Origin of the sequence: Pedobacter puniceum (genome assembly GCF_009674685.1) — a bacterium.
Taxonomy (GTDB): domain Bacteria; phylum Bacteroidota; class Bacteroidia; order Sphingobacteriales; family Sphingobacteriaceae; genus Pseudopedobacter; species Pseudopedobacter puniceum.
In genome coordinates this window covers 232,182-248,641 of the sequence record NZ_WKJI01000001.1, presented here as the reverse complement: position 1 = coordinate 248,641, position 16,460 = coordinate 232,182, and the positions used below count along the sequence as shown (strand labels likewise).

At 32.9% G+C, this 16,460-nt stretch carries 13 protein-coding genes; 6 read left to right on the top strand and 7 right to left on the bottom strand.

The features are described from left to right. Positions 1 to 8: 8 nt before the first annotated feature. The 6 genes from dnaN to GJJ64_RS01110 all read right to left on the bottom strand — a co-directional run bounded on the left by dnaN (position 9) and on the right by GJJ64_RS01110 (position 7,678). The gene (gene dnaN, locus GJJ64_RS01135) at positions 9 to 1,133 is read right to left on the bottom strand and encodes a DNA polymerase III subunit beta (RefSeq protein WP_154285948.1); all 1,125 of its coding nucleotides are present in this window, start codon (positions 1,131 to 1,133) and stop codon (positions 9 to 11) included. Between the two features lie 48 nt (positions 1,134 to 1,181). Continuing rightward, positions 1,182 to 2,867, bottom strand: coding sequence for a gliding motility-associated ABC transporter substrate-binding protein GldG (gene gldG / locus GJJ64_RS01130; protein WP_154285947.1), 1,686 nt, complete (start codon positions 2,865 to 2,867; stop codon positions 1,182 to 1,184). Continuing rightward, positions 2,861 to 3,589, bottom strand: coding sequence for a gliding motility-associated ABC transporter permease subunit GldF (gene gldF / locus GJJ64_RS01125; RefSeq protein ID WP_154285946.1), 729 nt, complete (start codon positions 3,587 to 3,589; stop codon positions 2,861 to 2,863). Before gldF ends, gldG begins: the two co-directional genes overlap by 7 nt. Next, positions 3,589 to 4,302 (bottom strand): ATP-binding cassette domain-containing protein, encoded by a 714-nt coding sequence (locus GJJ64_RS01120; RefSeq protein ID WP_154285945.1) that lies wholly within the window; start codon positions 4,300 to 4,302, stop codon positions 3,589 to 3,591. Before GJJ64_RS01120 ends, gldF begins: the two co-directional genes overlap by 1 nt. Positions 4,303 to 4,381: 79 nt before the next feature. After that, positions 4,382 to 5,584 carry a hypothetical protein gene (locus GJJ64_RS01115; RefSeq protein WP_154285944.1) on the bottom strand — a complete coding sequence of 401 codons (1,203 nt, stop codon included), beginning with the start codon at positions 5,582 to 5,584 and terminating at the stop codon, positions 4,382 to 4,384. A gap of 162 nt (positions 5,585 to 5,746) precedes the next feature. Beyond that, positions 5,747 to 7,678: a heparinase II/III domain-containing protein gene (locus tag GJJ64_RS01110; RefSeq protein WP_154285943.1), complete on the bottom strand. Its 1,932-nt coding sequence runs from the start codon at positions 7,676 to 7,678 to the stop codon at positions 5,747 to 5,749. Positions 7,679 to 7,812: 134 nt separating this feature from the next. Between GJJ64_RS01110 and GJJ64_RS01105 the strand changes: the two genes are divergently transcribed. From GJJ64_RS01105 to GJJ64_RS01085, 5 genes are all read left to right on the top strand, one after another. Then, a complete protein-coding gene (locus GJJ64_RS01105) occupies positions 7,813 to 9,273 on the top strand; it encodes a glycine--tRNA ligase (RefSeq protein ID WP_154285942.1) in 1,461 nt (486 codons plus the stop codon). Positions 9,274 to 9,535: 262 nt separating this feature from the next. Beyond that, complete coding sequence (locus tag GJJ64_RS01100) at positions 9,536 to 11,632, top strand: tetratricopeptide repeat-containing sensor histidine kinase (protein WP_195759198.1); 2,097 nt, start codon at positions 9,536 to 9,538, stop codon at positions 11,630 to 11,632. A gap of 47 nt (positions 11,633 to 11,679) precedes the next feature. Beyond that, positions 11,680 to 12,336 carry a hypothetical protein gene (locus GJJ64_RS01095; protein WP_154285940.1) on the top strand — a complete coding sequence of 219 codons (657 nt, stop codon included), beginning with the start codon at positions 11,680 to 11,682 and terminating at the stop codon, positions 12,334 to 12,336. A gap of 102 nt (positions 12,337 to 12,438) precedes the next feature. After that, positions 12,439 to 13,242, top strand: a complete 804-nt coding sequence (locus tag GJJ64_RS01090; RefSeq protein WP_154285939.1) for a murein L,D-transpeptidase catalytic domain family protein — start codon at positions 12,439 to 12,441, stop codon at positions 13,240 to 13,242. A 34-nt stretch (positions 13,243 to 13,276) separates the two neighbouring features. After that, complete coding sequence (locus tag GJJ64_RS01085) at positions 13,277 to 14,416, top strand: lactonase family protein (protein ID WP_154285938.1); 1,140 nt, start codon at positions 13,277 to 13,279, stop codon at positions 14,414 to 14,416. 59 nt (positions 14,417 to 14,475) lie between these two features. Here the strand turns inward: GJJ64_RS01085 and GJJ64_RS01080 are convergent, their stop codons facing one another. Next, positions 14,476 to 15,102, bottom strand: a complete 627-nt coding sequence (locus GJJ64_RS01080; protein WP_154285937.1) for a YceI family protein — start codon at positions 15,100 to 15,102, stop codon at positions 14,476 to 14,478. Between the two features lie 122 nt (positions 15,103 to 15,224). On the opposite strand from GJJ64_RS01080, the gene GJJ64_RS01075 reads away from it, so the two are divergent. Further along, a complete protein-coding gene (locus GJJ64_RS01075; RefSeq protein WP_154285936.1) occupies positions 15,225 to 16,457 on the top strand; it encodes a PQQ-dependent sugar dehydrogenase in 1,233 nt (410 codons plus the stop codon). Positions 16,458 to 16,460: the final 3 nt, after the last annotated feature.

Sequence of the window (16,460 nt, the reverse complement as noted above, 5' to 3'; positions counted from 1 at the left end):
ATAAGTAATTATGCGTAATTATTTAACATTACTGGCATAACCAACATTAAAATATCTTCATTTTCGTCTTTAATACTTGGGAAAAGCAAACCTGCTCTGTTTGGAGTAGACATTTCTAAAGTAATTTCTTCGCCAGATAAGTTGTTTAACATCTCTATTAAGAATTTAGCATTGAAACCTATTTCCATATCTTCACCATCGTATTGGCAGCCAATACGCTCGTGAGCCTCGTTAGAGAAATCAATATCTTCTGAAGAAATATGTAATTCGCTACCGCTGATTTTTAATCTTACTTGGTGTGTAGTTTTGTTAGCGAAAATAACTACCCTTTTTAAACAGTTTAAGAATAAACCTCTGTCTAAAGTTAATTTATTAGGGTTGTTTTGAGGAATTACAGCTTCGTAATCTGGGTAACGCTCATCTATCAACCTACAAATTAAACTGATGTTAGCAAATTTGAAGAAAGCACTAGTTGCATTATATTCTACTGCTACATTAACATCTTCTGCCGGTAATGATGATTTTAAAAGGTTTAAAGCTTTTTTAGGTAAGATAAAAGATGTTGCGCTTTCTGCTTGTGCATCATTTCTTCTATATCTTACTAATTTGTGCGCATCAGTAGCAACAAAAGTAATATTTTGTGGAGATAGCTGACAAAAAACACCTGTCATAGCCGGGCGTAGTTCATCATTACTTACAGCAAAAATGGTTTTATTAATAGCTTCTGCTAAAACAGATGCTGGTAAATTAACTGTAGCTGCATTTTCAACTGTAGGAATTTTTGGAAAATCGTCACCGTTTTCTCCACTTAGTTTATACTTACCGTCTCCGGCGCTAATCTCAATAGCAAAAGTTTTATCATCTACAGAGAAAGCAACTGGCTGCTCAGGAAGTGTTTTTAAAGTATCTAATAATATTTTTGATGGCACTGCAATTTTACCGCCTTCTTTAGACTCTACAGCCAAAGAAGTAATCATACTGGTTTGTAAATCTGTTGCAGATATAACCAGACTACCTTCTTTTATCTCAAATAAAAAGTTTTCTAATATGGGTAAAACAGCACTGCTGCTTAATGCGCCACTTACTGCTTGTAAATGTTTTAATAACGTTGACGTAGAAACAATGAATCTCATCTTATCGGTTGTGTTTAATGCTATTATTAAGTACCAAAAATATAAATTTTAAGCAGTATACCTGCGTTTCCTATAAATATGTTGAAAAATTCCAAAAACTACAATTAAAACAATAGGAAACAGCATATTTATAAGCTGCCATGTTAATTTCTCTTCTACAATTTTAGCTTTGTCCAATAATCTTAGCTTAATTTCTTTGCTACGAAGCTTAATAAGTTCGGCATCGTTAGTTAAATAATCTGCTAAATTGAGTAAAAAGGTTTTGTTACCGAAGGTTTGTTGTGTGTAACGGTCGTAACCTAATGGAAAAACAGAACCATCTGTAGCACTTATCTGATTTCTAAGTACATCGCCATCACTAAAGACTACCATTTTGGTAAACTTACTTTCTGGAATAAAAGCCGAAGCTGGAATACCATCTGGCAACATTCTGTTTTTAAATATAGAAGTAAACTTACCTTCAACTAAAACACATACAGGCTTGGGCTCGCTTTGGAAAGTTTTAGGATCTGGTGTTTGCTCAACCATGTTTAAAGAAATTAAGGTAGGCGTATTTAACTTTCTACTAAAAGGAGACGTTGTTAATAATACTTCTTGCCTTAAACCATCAACAGCAATGGTATCTATGGTGTTGATAAACTCGGTTTTGATGCCTTCTAAATTCTTAACTATTGGGTTGTGAGAAAAAGGCATAATGATAGGATAAAACAACCAAGGAACCATTTGTATTTGCCCCTCTCCTGCTATATTACCTACATTTAGCGGAATTTGCATGCAATTCATATCGCCAACCAAATCATAATTTACGCGGATGCCATATTTAAATAATTGATCATCAAGATTCAATTTCTTGGGAAATGCAAGCTGCTCGCCATCGCCTCTTTGCATACTATCCAATTCGGCATGTACTTGGTCTATAGCCCAAAATACCTTACCGCCTTGCATCAGATATTGGTCTATTTTAAATTTCTCTAACTCTGTAAATTCTTCATTAGGCTTAGGGATGATGAGAAGTTTTATCTTTTTTAAACCTTCCCAAGTGATTTCTTTTAAATCTACCCTACCTACCTCATAACCTTCTGATAAGGCCTGCATAGCATCCTGAAGTTGCAAATCAGTAAGTTCGCCATGCCCTTCTGTTAAAGCTACACGAGGTTTACCGCCTGCTGTTATTTTTTTTATAGCTGATGTAAAAGCGTATTCTAAATTTTGGATAGAGTTATTTAAAACCTCTTCAGGATTTAAACCTATTCTGGTTTGTAAAAGTTTAACTGGTATTTCTCTACCATTAAAACTTACCATGGCCGCAGGGAATATGAGTTTTTGCGTTAAACCACCTTCTTGCTTAACGCTAAGGTTTGTGGGTTCTATCCCTTTATTATAAAGCTCCTCAAAAAATACTTGTTGCTCTTGCTGATTTTTATCAGCAGCGGGGTCTATAAACTCAAATTGAAGGTTTGAGCCTGCATAAGCTTTATAATCACCTAATAAATCCTTAGTTGCACTTCTTAACCTTTTAAAGCCAGCCGGAAAATCTCCTTCCAAATAAACCGTTATTTTAACAGGCTCTTTTAAATTGCGTAATATTTCTTCTGTAGTTGCTGATAGGGTAAATCTTTTCTCTTTGGTAAAGTCTATCCTAGTAAAGAAAAACTGAGCAAAAACTTGTACCAAAACAACTACAAGTAATACCAGAGCTAAATGTAGCAGGTCTTTTTTCTTTTGATTTACCATTTTCTACCTCCCAAAATAGTTTTCGTAAGCACTAAAAAAACAGTAATTACACTTAAGAAATATAATAAATCTCTGGTATCTAAAACCCCTCTACTGATAGCTTGATAATGATGATTAATACCTAAATTGATAATGATATCATCTATTTTTTGTAAAAATAAAAGCTGACTGATAGAATCAAATCCGCTGAAAGCGAAAAAGCTTAAAAAAACTGCAATAGCAAAAGCTATAATTTGGTTTTTAGTTATAGATGAACAGAAAACACCTATTGACACATAAGCTCCGCCTAATAAAATTAACCCAATGTAAGAGCCTATAACAGCCCCAGAATCAATATTTCCTTCAACTGCGCCTAAATGATAAACAGTATAATAATAAATTCCGGTTGGTAATATCGCTATCACGACTAAAACTAAGGCTGCTAAGTATTTACCCAATACAATTTGCCAATCTGTAAGTGGTTTGGTTGCCAATAGCTCAAAAGTGCCTTCTTTTTTCTCTTCAGCCAAAGAACGCATGGTTATAGCTGGTATCAAAAACATGAATAAGTATGGCGCTATATCGAATAAGCTATCTAAACCTGCATAGCCATATTCTAAAATACTCGTTTCTGGGAAAAGCCATAAAAATAAGCCCATTGCTGTAAGAAAAATCACAATAGTGATATAAGCCACTAATGAGCTGAAATAAGAATTAAGTTCTTTTATAAAAATCGTTAGCATTAATTCTCTTTAGTTAAAGCCACAAATATAGGTTCAATATTTTGGGTATGATGCTTTTGTAATAGTGTATCTAAACGGTCATGGGCCACAATTTCACCTTTATTGATGATGATGACATCGTCACAAATGGCTTCTACTTCTTGCATAATATGGGTTGATAGAATAACGGTTTTCGTTTTCCCTAAATCTTTAATCAACTTTCTAATTTCTATGAGTTGGTTTGGGTCTAAGCCCGATGTTGGTTCATCTAAAATAAGTACTTCGGGGTCATGGATGATAGCTTGAGCCAAGCCAACCCTTTGTTTATATCCTTTAGACAACTGGCCGATTTTCTTATGCTGCTCTGGCCCTAAACCTGTAAGTTGTATAACTTCCTGAATGCGTGTTTTAGGATTTTTTATTTGATGCATATCGCAAACAAAAGCTAGAAACTCTTTTACATACATTTCTGGATATAAAGGATTACTTTCTGGCAAATAACCAATATGCTTTTTAGCATCAAGGGTATGGGTATTTACATCAAAACCACAAACACTAGCCTTCCCGCTAGTTTGAGGTAAATAACCCGTTAAAATTTTCATTGTTGTGGATTTACCTGCACCATTAGGCCCAAGAAAACCTAATACCCTGCCAGGGAAAGCCTCAAAAGAAATTCCGTTAACCGCTTTTTGAACGCCATAAACTTTAAATAAACCCGATACCTTTACAGACATAGGCGCAATTTAGTAAATAGAAATATCTATTCTAAATATTGCTTTCTTTGGGAGTTAAAAATATAAGAATTAAGACTTATTAAATGGGCCTTTGAGTTAACTCAAAAACATAAACACCTGCTGTACCACAAGCTGCAACCACATAATTACCCACCACTTTTAGGCTAACTACGTTAAAATTAATTCCGGGAAATAGTGAATATAAATGTGCTTTTGCTACAATTTTTATCTTATCGTTTTCTATTCTAGCTAGTATAATGCTATTACCTGTAGTTATGTATAACTCATCATTCAATACTGTAATAGAATTTATCCAACCTCCAACTTTAATTTCATCTATAAGACGATTGTTATTAGGATTAACGTAAATGAGAGAAAAGTTATTACCAAAAACCAAATTCCCATTTGATAGAATGTTTAGTCGTCCAATCTCTTTAATATCGCTTGGAATAGGCCACAATCTACTGTTCCCTACTAATCTACCATTATTAATATTAAAGGTTCTGTACTCTGTACTTGTAGTGCCGATAATTTGATTTCTAGAAACCACTAAAGACCTTAACCTATCATAATTGGTAAAGTTTGTTCTAGAACCTATACCATTATTATTAAAAGATATAATACTTAGTCCGCCTCTGGTACTAGTTGCTACGTATAATTTTTGGTTTGCCTGATGATACAATAAATCTTTAACAGAAAAACCTGCTAAAGGAATGATTTGAGGATTAGTTAAATTACCTCCATTTATACTAACTACTCCAACCGTAGCTGGGGCTTGATAATTGAATGATTCGAAATTTTTAAGATCTGCACCCATAAAAAATTTACCTCCACCGGAAGTAATACTTGTAATATCTGCATCTGGAGTTTTTATGGTTGACAATAATTGTGGAACACCATTATTAAGTCTAAAAACATCTAGACCTCCAGAAAATTCATCTCCGGCCTTAAGATAAGAAACAGCAAATAAATTACCGAAAGCTGCTACTTGAATAGCACTTAAGGGCTCGCCATTATGCTGTAAAGCACTTATTCTACCTTTAAAAACTAATCTTGTTGATGATGTTGACGATGTTCTATTTCCTTTTAAAGAAGAGACACTATTTTCTGTAGTGAAATCTACAAAACCATTTCCTTGCGATACTCTTGAAAAATCTGGGTTATTATCGATTTTGATGATTTTTTCAGCATTTACATCATCATTAGGCGTATCTATATTTTCTTTCTTACAAGAAAAAAGAACCAAACTAAAGCATAAAAGAGTGAATGTTAATTTATTCATGAGAGTAGTTATTCCATATTTTTACAAAGTTAATAATATTACAAAAAAACCTATCTCAACATCATTAATATAATAAAAATTTAATGTAAATTAACTTAAAAATAAATAAAAACCTCTATAATTAATAATATTTTATTTTTTGAGTTTTGATGATGTTATATTTTATTTTATCATCAAACTAAGACTACCCTTTTCAGATGGTTTTATTAAACTTAAGTTGATACGGTAAATACTATCTCCCCAATTACGTTTTACACTTTTATCTTCAGGAATACCTAATTTCACGTTTTCTATACTGGCGTTTAACAAAGAAGCGTCATAAGTTATGGTATAATCTTTTTTATCTTCTTTGGTTTCGTATTTAAGGATAATTACACCGGGCGCTTTTAGTTCTGCCGGATAACAAGTCATCAAATGATTGATAAACTTCCCTTCAGCTTTTAGTTGATAAGTATCTCTAATCTGAACGTTTTTCCCTCTGTTTAAAGTAATAGCTCTTTTCCAACTGGTTATCCCAGCCTCTTTTGGATATGATTTAGCAATATCTAAGGCGAAAACAACTTTAGATTGAGCTTCTTCAAAACTTACATGGGTTGCTTTAAAATCTTTACCTGGCATTTGTACACAGCCATTAATAGTAGGTGTATTATGATAATCAGATGAATTAAACCAAATATCGTATCTATCACCAGAAAATGTTCTTCTGGTATAAGTACCACTACCAACATCTATCAATAAAGGATTTCCATATACGTAAACAATAAAATTTCCAATATCATTATGGTTATGGCTTTCATCATTATGGCCACCTTTTGCCGCTACGGTAAATCCTCTAGTGCTGCCTGCTTTATCACGAGCTAACATCACTTCAGTTTCTGGTAACCAAACACTTTTAGGAAGCGGAAGCTGTTTAGGTACCTTCTTTAATTCTTCATCTAAGAAAAGTTCAAAGAAATTTCTAAAAATATGAAACCTAGACACTTTAGTACCTGGCTTATAATAATAGGCTCCAAATTTCTTCATGTTTTCATCATTTATGGCTTTTCCAAAACGGTAAATCATAGGAGCATCCATACTCGGTTTTGGATTTGCATCAGCGAAATTGATAAAATAGGTTTCACTAATTTGTGCTTTATAAATAAATGCAGCCATATTTTTGACTTTTTCATCTTGATAAGAATAGCTAAAAGCATTATTGGTGGCTAAGTTTAAAAGAGAAAGGTTATCATACAAAGATGCAGCGGCGGCACCCCAATAACCCGGACCTTCATCACAACCGCCATCTAAAGGGTATGGATTTAAGAAATTATCTAAAACGCTTAAGATTTTATGTACAGCTTCTGCCCTTTTATCCTCGTTTTTTTCTATTAATAAAACGGTATTTAACCAGTTTGAGCAAATCCATGGGTTCCAGTTATTAGGTCTTCTACCATCATTATTATTACCCATGAACCCATGATTTTTTGTCATCAGCGGAGTTAAAACTCTTTGATTAATCTCAAAATAAATACGCTTTCTGAGTTGTGGAGAGACTTTATCCAGTTTTTCTGCCAAGTAATAATCAACCCAAGAAAGTAAGGTTGCGGTTTCTGCGGCAAATAAATCAACAAAAGGCTCAGAAACATCAACCAAGCCAGAATTTTCCTTTTTCTTTGGTAAGTGCGCCGATACTCCCCAGAAAGATTCTTCGCTGATAGACCAAATACCATTGATAATTTGATCTGTAAAGCGACCTTTATTTTCATAAATCTCTGCAAATAAGAGCGCCAGTAAAATTTCTCTCTTTTTGAAACTTATGTTCTGATATTGTTCCCTATCTCCAGTTCTTTCTATCAACAAAGAAATTGTAGCAGGTATAGATGGCCACTCATAATCTAGATAAGTTTCTGCTTTTACAAGATTATCTTTTAAAGTTTCTTGATTTGCTTTTGCCCATTCTTGGCGTTCTTCAATTTTTGGAAATGGTTTCCAAGTAGATTGCGAGATGAGTAACTGCTTTAAAGCTTCCGTATTGTATTTAGCACTCAATAAATTTTGAGCAACTGCTTGTTGCAGGCTTGCTATAAGAATAACAGCAAGTAATAATTTTTTCATGTTGTTGGTTTAAAATTGGTTTTGCTAATATATTATTATTCAGCGAGGTTTATAAATAAGCCTTTATCCATACATTAAAAAAAATTAGCATAAAATAGAGTTAAAAATTACTGCAATGTTATATTTGCAGCATCATGGCAAAAAATAACGACGAACTTTTTAAAAATGTAATATCACACGCTAAAGAATATGGTTTTGTTTTCCAAAGCAGTGAAATATACGACGGACTTAGCGCTGTTTATGATTATGGGCAATTAGGTGCCGAGTTGAAAAATAACATCAAAACCTATTGGTGGAAAGCCATGGTGCAAATGAATGAAAATATTGTAGGTATTGATTCTGCAATTTTTATGCACCCCAAAATATGGAAAGCCAGTGGACACGTAGATGGCTTTAACGACCCTATGATTGATAATAAAGACTCTAAAAAACGTTACAGAGCCGACCAATTATTAGAGGATAAAATCAGCAGATACGAGAAAGACGGTAAAACTGATAAAGCAGAGAAACTTCAGCAGGATATGGATGAAGCTTTAAAAGCAGAAGATTTACCACGCTTAAAAGCTTTGATAGAAGAACATGAAATTGTTTGCCCTGTTTCTGGTACAAGAAATTGGACGGATGTTCGTCAGTTTAACCTAATGTTTTCTACCCAGATGGGTGCTATGGCAGATGGTTCTGATGAAGTTTATTTAAGACCAGAAACTGCACAAGGTATTTTCGTGAATTTTTTAAATGTTCAAAAATCTGGAAGGATGAAAATACCTTTCGGGATTGCGCAAATTGGTAAAGCTTTCAGAAATGAAGTTATAGCTCGCCAATTTATCATGCGTATGCGTGAGTTTGAACAAATGGAGATGCAATTTTTTGTACGCCCTGGCACAGAGATGGAATGGTACAAGCATTGGAAAGAAACCCGTTTAAAATGGCATTTAGCATTAGGTACCAATCCTGATAAATACCGTTTTCATGACCATACCAAACTAGCGCATTATGCAAATGCGGCCGTAGATATTGAATTTGAATTCCCTTTTGGCTTTAAAGAAGTTGAGGGTATACATTCTAGAACAGATTTTGATTTAAGTCAACACCAAGAGTTTTCTGGTAAAAAAATGCAGTTTTTTGATCCAGAAATTAATCAAAACTATGTTCCTTACGTGATAGAAACTTCTATTGGTTTAGACCGTTTCTTTTTGCTTACGCTGATAAACTCTTTTGAAGAGCAAGATTTAAGCACAGCTGATAAGCAAGATTCTAGAAGTGTTTTACACCTGCACCCGGCATTGGCGCCATACAAAGCTGCTGTTTTACCGTTAACCAAAAAAGATGGTTTGCCAGAGAAAGCCAGAGAAATCATGAACCGTTTAAAATTAGATTTTAATATGGCTTATGATGAAAAAGACTCTATCGGCAAGCGCTACAGAAGACAAGATGCTATTGGTACGCCTTTCTGTATTACGGTAGATCATCAAAGTTTAGAAGATAATACCGTAACCATAAGACATAGAGATAGCATGGAACAAGAACGTGTTGCTATTGATGAATTAGAGAATATGATTGCAAAACTTGTAAGCTGGAAGAATATATTGAACTAAGTTTTTCAAATAAACTTATAGATTAGGGATAAAGAAATTTATCCCTTTTTTTATGCTTAAAAGCAATATCAGAGTTAAAAAATTAAAAAACAGTTAAAATAATTTAAATCTATTTTTCTAATCTTTTAAAAACAAGTACTTTAGCTCCGCTGATTTGATAATGAGAAAAAAAGAAATTCATAACCTAATTTTTAAAGCGTTTAAAGCGTTGTTTTGTAAAAGATTTACGCTTTATAACTTTTTTTTCTTTCTCATTGTTCATATGTTTCTGGTAAGTGCTTCTTACGGCTATGACATACAAAAAGACACCATTGAAATTAATAAGCTCATTAAAGAAGCAAAAGCTATAAAGAAAAATAAAAAAGAGGTGTTTAAAATAAGCGAAGATGTTATAACGCTTTCTAAGAAACACCAATATAAATTTGGCCTGTTTAAAGGTTATTTTCTTAAAGGAAATGTTCTTTTAGACGATTATCAATACAAAAAAGCCCTTGATAACTTTCAATTAGCCTATGAAAATGCACAATTTTTAAAGTCTGATATTTCTGAAGCAGAAGCTTTATTTAATATTGCTTATTGCTATCAATCTTTAGATGAAACTTCTAAAGCTGTTGAAACTTACAAAAAATGCCTAGATAAAGGGAAAAAAGACACATTATTAATAGCCGATGTACATACCAATTTAGGCGTTAGTTATGATTACAGTGGCGATTATGGAAAGGCTATTCTACATTATTTAGAATCTTATACTTTAAATAAGGCTCTAAAAAATAACGAAGCATTAGGTACATCATCTAGTAATTTAGGTCAGCTTTTTTCTACACTAAAAATTTACGATAAAGCTATTTATTACCTCAAAAAGAGTGAAGCTATTGCCATCAGTTTAAAAGATACGGCTACGCTTTGTTATGCTTATGAAAACTTAGGAGCAAACTACTTAAGTAAAAACGAGCTTTTAAAAGCTAAATTTTATTTAGAAAAAGCGTTAAAATTAGCAAAAGCGATGAACTTACAAGAGCATGAGATTGTGAGTTTAACTTATAGCAATTTGGGAATGCTAGCTATTAAAAACAAAACTCTTGATAAAGCTGAAGCCTATTTAGATACAGCACTAAATATTGCAGACCAAAAATCTTTAACTTTTCACAAAACTTTTGCTTTAGCTCATCAGATAGATTTGTTAAATAAGCAGAATAAATTAAAAGAGGCAGAAGATGTAGCCTTAAAGGCTTTAGAGCTTTGTAAAAATACAGAGCAAACTCCTTTAAAAATAAATATTTTAGAATTCTTGAAGGAAACCTATGCTAAACAAAAAATGTTTGAAAAAGCATTTGCTACCCAAGAAGAAGCATTAAAACTAGAAGAATCTTTAAAGCTAGAAGATAATTTAAAGCAGATTGCTGTATTAATTGCAACAAGAGACTATGATAAAAAAAGTCAAATAGAAAATCTCCTCAAAAATCAAGAACAAAAAGTATTAGAATCAAAAATAAAAACCCAGAGGTATACCCTAGCTTTGGTCATTTTTATTCTTATTACACTAGGGATATTTACTTTTATCAGCTTTAGAAATCATCAACTGCAGAAAAGGATTAACGAAGATTTAGCTCAAAAAAACCATGAAATAGAAATAAGTCAGATAGAATTAAATAAACAATCTCAAGCATTTTCTGACTTAAATAATCATAAAGATCAGATATTTACTATCATTTCTCATGATTTAAGGAAACCTATTGGACATCTTTCATCTGTATTAGAACTTTTAGAAAACAATATTTTAGATGCGGATGATTTTAAAAGTTTTATCCCACAAATATCCAAAAACGTAAAAGACACTTCTGAAATTCTGGACAGCTTACTTTTTTGGGCCAAATCTCAACTTAAAGGATTTAGTTTAAAAATCACTGAGCAAAACCTATTCACTTTTATAAATGAAAAAACAGCTTCTTTACAGCCTTTTGCAAAAGAGAAAAATATCAATATCATTAACCAAATAAATCCTGAGCTTAGGCTTAAGCTGGATGCTATGTTAAACATGATTATTATTAGAAATTTGGTTCTAAATGCTATTAAATTTTCTGATGAAAATAAAGAAATCATCATCCAACTAGAAGAGCATCCAAATAATTATGAGGTTAAAGTAAAAGATAGTGGTATTGGGATGTCTCAAGAACAAATTGATAATTTATTTACCACCAAAAACAAAAGTACATTAGGCACTAAAAAAGAGAAAGGCACTGGGCTAGGCTTATACTTCTGTAATGATTTAGTTAAGAAATGTGGCGGAGAATTTAAGGTAGAAAGTGTTCTGGGCCAAGGCAGTACATTTTCATTTACTATACCTAAATATATAAACTAAAGTAATATTTCTTTTTCTTTTACGTATAAAGAATAAAGATTATCAGCTTGTTACAATTTATCATCTTATTTATAACCTTACCTTTTAATATCGTAAAGCATGAATATAGCGATACGGAGTTGCTTTATTTTGCTGAAACCACTTTTTATAAACAGGATAGCTATGCTAAATGGCAAAAACCTATTCAAGTAGAACTATCTGGCATTTACAGCTTAGAGGATGCATTAACTGTACAAGAAATTATAAAAGATATTAAACCCTATTTAAATGTTAATATAAGCTTGGTTAAAAATCAGGGTAATTTAAAAATACATTTTGATGCAGATACGACAAGTTATCATAATAGGTTTGAAACTTTAAAGCAAAATTGCCCTTTAGGTTATATGAAACCAACTATTAGCAAGAAGCAAATTTTTAATGCCGCTATTTACTTGCATCCGGCACTTATTTATCCTAAAAAACATGAAGTATTAAGACATGAATTATTACATGCTTTAGGATTATTGGGGCATTCTAATATATCTTTTAAACAAGAGAATATGCTGGCTAACATTATCTTTAAAAGTCTTCAACATCAACAAGAAGTACGTTCTAATAAGGCTATTCCGCTTTTAGATAAGTTGGCCTTATATAGGTTATATCACAGCAAAAAAAGTGTATTAAAGAGAAAAAATTACCAGTATTTATACGCAAAGGTCATTTAAAGGTAAGCCGAAAGTTGATTTTAAGTCAGCTTCAAGACAAACATGATTACCTTTGGTTTAAAAAGGTATATATTTAGGAATACAAAGAAAAACATCTTCATTATGAGAGGAATACAAAAAAGATTCAACATTTATTCTGTTACCATTTTAGTACTATTTTTAGCTATTTTCACCTTAACCAATATCAGTTGGAAAAGCCCAGTTTTAAAAAACAAACAAGTTTCTATTCAAGATACTACACTTCAAAAAACTTCTGTAGATACTGCTGCAACCTATCAAAATTTTATACAGGCTACTTATCAAAAAATTAATCTTAAAGAAGTTGGTTTATCAGAAACTGTATTTGAAAAAGCTTTCACAGGTTTTTTAAATATGCAATTAGCAAATCTGTTAAATCGTGATAAAAATATTTTAACCATTATAGATTTTGATTTGCCAAGTACATCTAAAAGAATGTGGATAATTGATATCAAAAATCAAAAATTACTACTGCATAGTTATGTAGCACATGGCAGAGGAAGTGGTGATGATAAAGCAATACGATTCTCTAATCAGGCAGAATCTCATCAAAGTAGTTTAGGCTTTTATATTGCCAATGAAACTTATTTTGGCAAACATGGACTATCCTTAAAGTTAGATGGTTTAGATAAAGGCATCAATGATTTAGCTAGAGCCAGAGCTATTGTTGTACATGGTGCAGATTATGTAAGTGCTGATTTTATTAGTAAACACGGAAGATTAGGTAGAAGCCATGGTTGCCCTGCTGTACCTCAAGAGCTAAATCAACAAGTGATAAACTTAATCAAAGGAAAAACATGTTTATTTATTAATGCAGATGTTCCAAATTATAATTCAACATTATTGAACTATCAGACTGTAGCAAATCATTTTTCTGCTCAAATTTAGATTTATATCTGGTTGAATTTCCTATTTTAGGAGTATGAAAAATCTCTTATTAAACCTATTTACCTTTTTAATTTGTGCTTTAAGTTTATCAGTAAACGCTCAAAACAAAAAGCAACGCTATTATCATTTATTAGTTGGCACCTATACCAGAACCCAGAACCAAGGCATATTTGTATACGAGTTTGATAGTAAAACCGGAAAACTTAAACTTGAACACACTACAGAAGGTATCAAAAACCCATCTTATTTAACTATAAACAAAGAAGGTACTAAAGTTTACAGTGTGAGTGAGCAGGAAGCCTCGGGTGTGAGTTATTTTGAGTTCAACAATAAAACTGGAGAAATTACACACAAGAACTTTCAGCCTACTACTAGTCCTGGAGCATGTTATATTTCATTAACTCATGATGGTAAACATGTTTTTACAGCTAATTACGGTGGTGGTAGTGTTAGCGTTTTCCCTGTTAAAGCTAGTGGAGAAGTAGAACCCTTAAGCCAGCTTATACAGCATGAAGGTACAAGCATCAACGAAAGGAGACAAAATAAACCTCATGCACATTGTATTTACCCATCTGTAGATGGTAGCCACTATTATGTGCCTGATTTAGGCGCAGATAAAGTTTTTGCTTACCAATACCAAGCCGATGCAAGCAAACCTCTTGTACCTGCTAAACAAGCTTTTACTACCGTTACACCTGGTGGCGGACCAAGACATTTTATCTTTAATAATAAAGGAACTTTTGCGTATCTGGTAGAAGAACTTACTGCACATGTTAGTGTTTACAGCTATCAAAACCAAGCGTTAAAGCAAGTACAAAGAATCAGCATGAATACACCTGATTTTAAAGGTACTAATGGCGCTGCAGATATTCATTTATCACAAGATGGAAATTATTTATATGCAACAAATCGTGGTAGTGCAAATGAAATAGTGATTTTTAAAGTCAATAAAACTGATGGCACTTTAACTAAAATTGACAACGTTAGCTGCAAAGGAAAAACACCAAGAAACTTTAATATAGACCCTTCAGATAAATTTCTTTTAGTAGCCAATCAAGATAGTAATGATATTTTTGTTTTTAAAAGAGACACAAAAACCGGTCTTTTAACTTATACGGGAGAGACTGTAAATGTTGGCGCACCAGTTTGTTTAAAATTTACACCAAAGCTTTAAAAAAGAGAGGTCGGGATTTTTAGATTATCCCGACCTCTCTTTATACATCATTTAGGCATCTACTTTTTTGCCATTAAATGAACTTTCAGATTAATTTCATCGGCAATTAAATCGTCTTTCATTCCTTCATACATCACACCCCAATCCTTTCTATTGATATTAAAATCTGCCATAGCATGAAAACCATCTTCAGTTGCAGCAGGTGCTTCAGCAATAAAAGAAATGTTTTTAGTAATATCTCTTAAAGTTAAATTACCCGCTATTTCTGCTTTACCGTCTTCTTTATAAGTCACTTTCGTGATTACAAATTTGCTTGTTGGATATTTCTCTACAGCAAAAAAATCATCAGCTTTTAAATGACCTTCAAGTTTTGCCTTGTTTTCTGCATCTGCTTCTAAATCTTTATTTGTTAAGGATGCCATGTCAATAATAAACTCTCCACCTACCAACTTACCCTCATCAATTACTACATTTCCAGACTGGATATTAATAGTTCCTGTATGGCTACCCGTAACCTTACTACCTGTCCACGTTACACTAGAGGTAGCAGGGTCTACATTTAAAGTTTCACCATCAACAGTTTGAACAGCTTCAGCATCAGCGGTAGCCGCTTTGTCTCCTTTTGGATTATTAGAACAAGCTGTTAAAAAAACTGCTGCAATTAATCCTAATTTTAGTGTTTTCATAATGAGTTTAATTTAATGATTTACCTATTTTATACACTTCTTTGGCATAATTGTTTGAATAGCTGATTCATCACAATCAAAAACAAAAATTAAATTTATCAGTTACCCTTAAAATAGTAAATATGAAAAACACAGTTTTTACCTTACTTACATTGATATTAGCTGGCTGTGGTTCTGCCAACAAACAGCAAAGTCAGCAACAAGATTCTTTAGCATTACCAAATCCTTTTGAGACACAACCAAGTACAAAAATCAGTAAAGTTATAGGCTGGCCTAGCGATAAACTCCCAATAGCACCAGAAGGATTTACCGTAACAAAATTTGCTACTGAACTAGATAACCCCCGTTGGATTTACCAAGCTGATGACGGAAATATTTTTGTAGCCGAATCTGGTACAGGCAAAAGCGCCAACAGAATATCTTTATTAAAAGATACCAATAATGATGGTGTTGCCGATGTTAAACTAGCTTATTTAGAGAATTTAAATCAGCCTTTTGGGATGCTGGTTTTAAATAACTATTTCTATGTTGCTAATACGGATGGCTTAATGAGGTTTCCTTATCAAACATCACAAAATAAAATATCTCAAAAAGGAGATAAAATCTTAAGTCTTCCTGCCGGAGGTTATAATAACCATTGGACTAGAAATATTATTGCTAGTAAAGATGGCAAGAAAATTTATATTTCTGTAGGCTCTGGAAGTAATGTTGGCGAGAACGGTATGGAGCATGAAGTAAGAAGAGCGTGTATTATAGAAATCAATCCGGACGGAACAGGTGAAAAAGTATTTGCTACGGGCTTAAGAAATCCTGTTGGTATGGATTGGGCGCCTGGCACTTCTACCCTTTGGACTGCTGTTAATGAGCGTGATAATTTAGGTGATGATTTAGTACCCGATTACATAACTAGTGTACAAAGAGATGGTTTTTATGGTTGGCCTTATTCTTATTTTGGACAACACCCAGACCCACGCTGGAAAGATGACCCTAAACCAAAACTTGTTGCTAAAGCAATAGTCCCAGAAGTTGCTTTAGGAGCTCATACAGCATCTTTAGGATTAGCTTTTAACAATGGAAACACATTTCCGAACGTGTATAAAAATGCAGCTTTTATAGGCCAACATGGTTCTTGGAATCGCTCAGAATTTTCGGGATATAAAGTTATATTTGTGCCGTTTGAAAATGGCAAACCAAAAGGCAAACCACAAGATTTTTTAACAGGCTTTATTGCTAACTCATCAACCTCAGAAGTATACGGAAGACCGGTTGGCTTATGCTTTTTAAAAGATGGAAATTTATTGGTTGCAGATGATGCCGCAGGAGTTATTTTCAAAATATCAGCAAATAAACCATAACAT

Coding starts and splice junctions, on each gene's coding strand:
- GJJ64_RS01085 (WP_154285938.1), top strand. CDS start 13,277: ATGAAAAATCTCTTATTAAACCTATTTACCTTTTTAATTTGTGCTTTA.
- gldF (WP_154285946.1), bottom strand. CDS start 3,589: ATGCTAACGATTTTTATAAAAGAACTTAATTCTTATTTCAGCTCATTA.
- GJJ64_RS01115 (WP_154285944.1), bottom strand. CDS start 5,584: ATGAATAAATTAACATTCACTCTTTTATGCTTTAGTTTGGTTCTTTTT.
- GJJ64_RS01080 (WP_154285937.1), bottom strand. CDS start 15,102: ATGAAAACACTAAAATTAGGATTAATTGCAGCAGTTTTTTTAACAGCT.
- GJJ64_RS01120 (WP_154285945.1), bottom strand. CDS start 4,302: ATGTCTGTAAAGGTATCGGGTTTATTTAAAGTTTATGGCGTTCAAAAA.
- dnaN (WP_154285948.1), bottom strand. CDS start 1,133: ATGAGATTCATTGTTTCTACGTCAACGTTATTAAAACATTTACAAGCA.
- GJJ64_RS01100 (WP_195759198.1), top strand. CDS start 9,536: ATGTTTCTGGTAAGTGCTTCTTACGGCTATGACATACAAAAAGACACC.
- GJJ64_RS01110 (WP_154285943.1), bottom strand. CDS start 7,678: ATGAAAAAATTATTACTTGCTGTTATTCTTATAGCAAGCCTGCAACAA.
- GJJ64_RS01090 (WP_154285939.1), top strand. CDS start 12,439: ATGAGAGGAATACAAAAAAGATTCAACATTTATTCTGTTACCATTTTA.
- gldG (WP_154285947.1), bottom strand. CDS start 2,867: ATGGTAAATCAAAAGAAAAAAGACCTGCTACATTTAGCTCTGGTATTA.
- GJJ64_RS01075 (WP_154285936.1), top strand. CDS start 15,225: ATGAAAAACACAGTTTTTACCTTACTTACATTGATATTAGCTGGCTGT.
- GJJ64_RS01105 (WP_154285942.1), top strand. CDS start 7,813: ATGGCAAAAAATAACGACGAACTTTTTAAAAATGTAATATCACACGCT.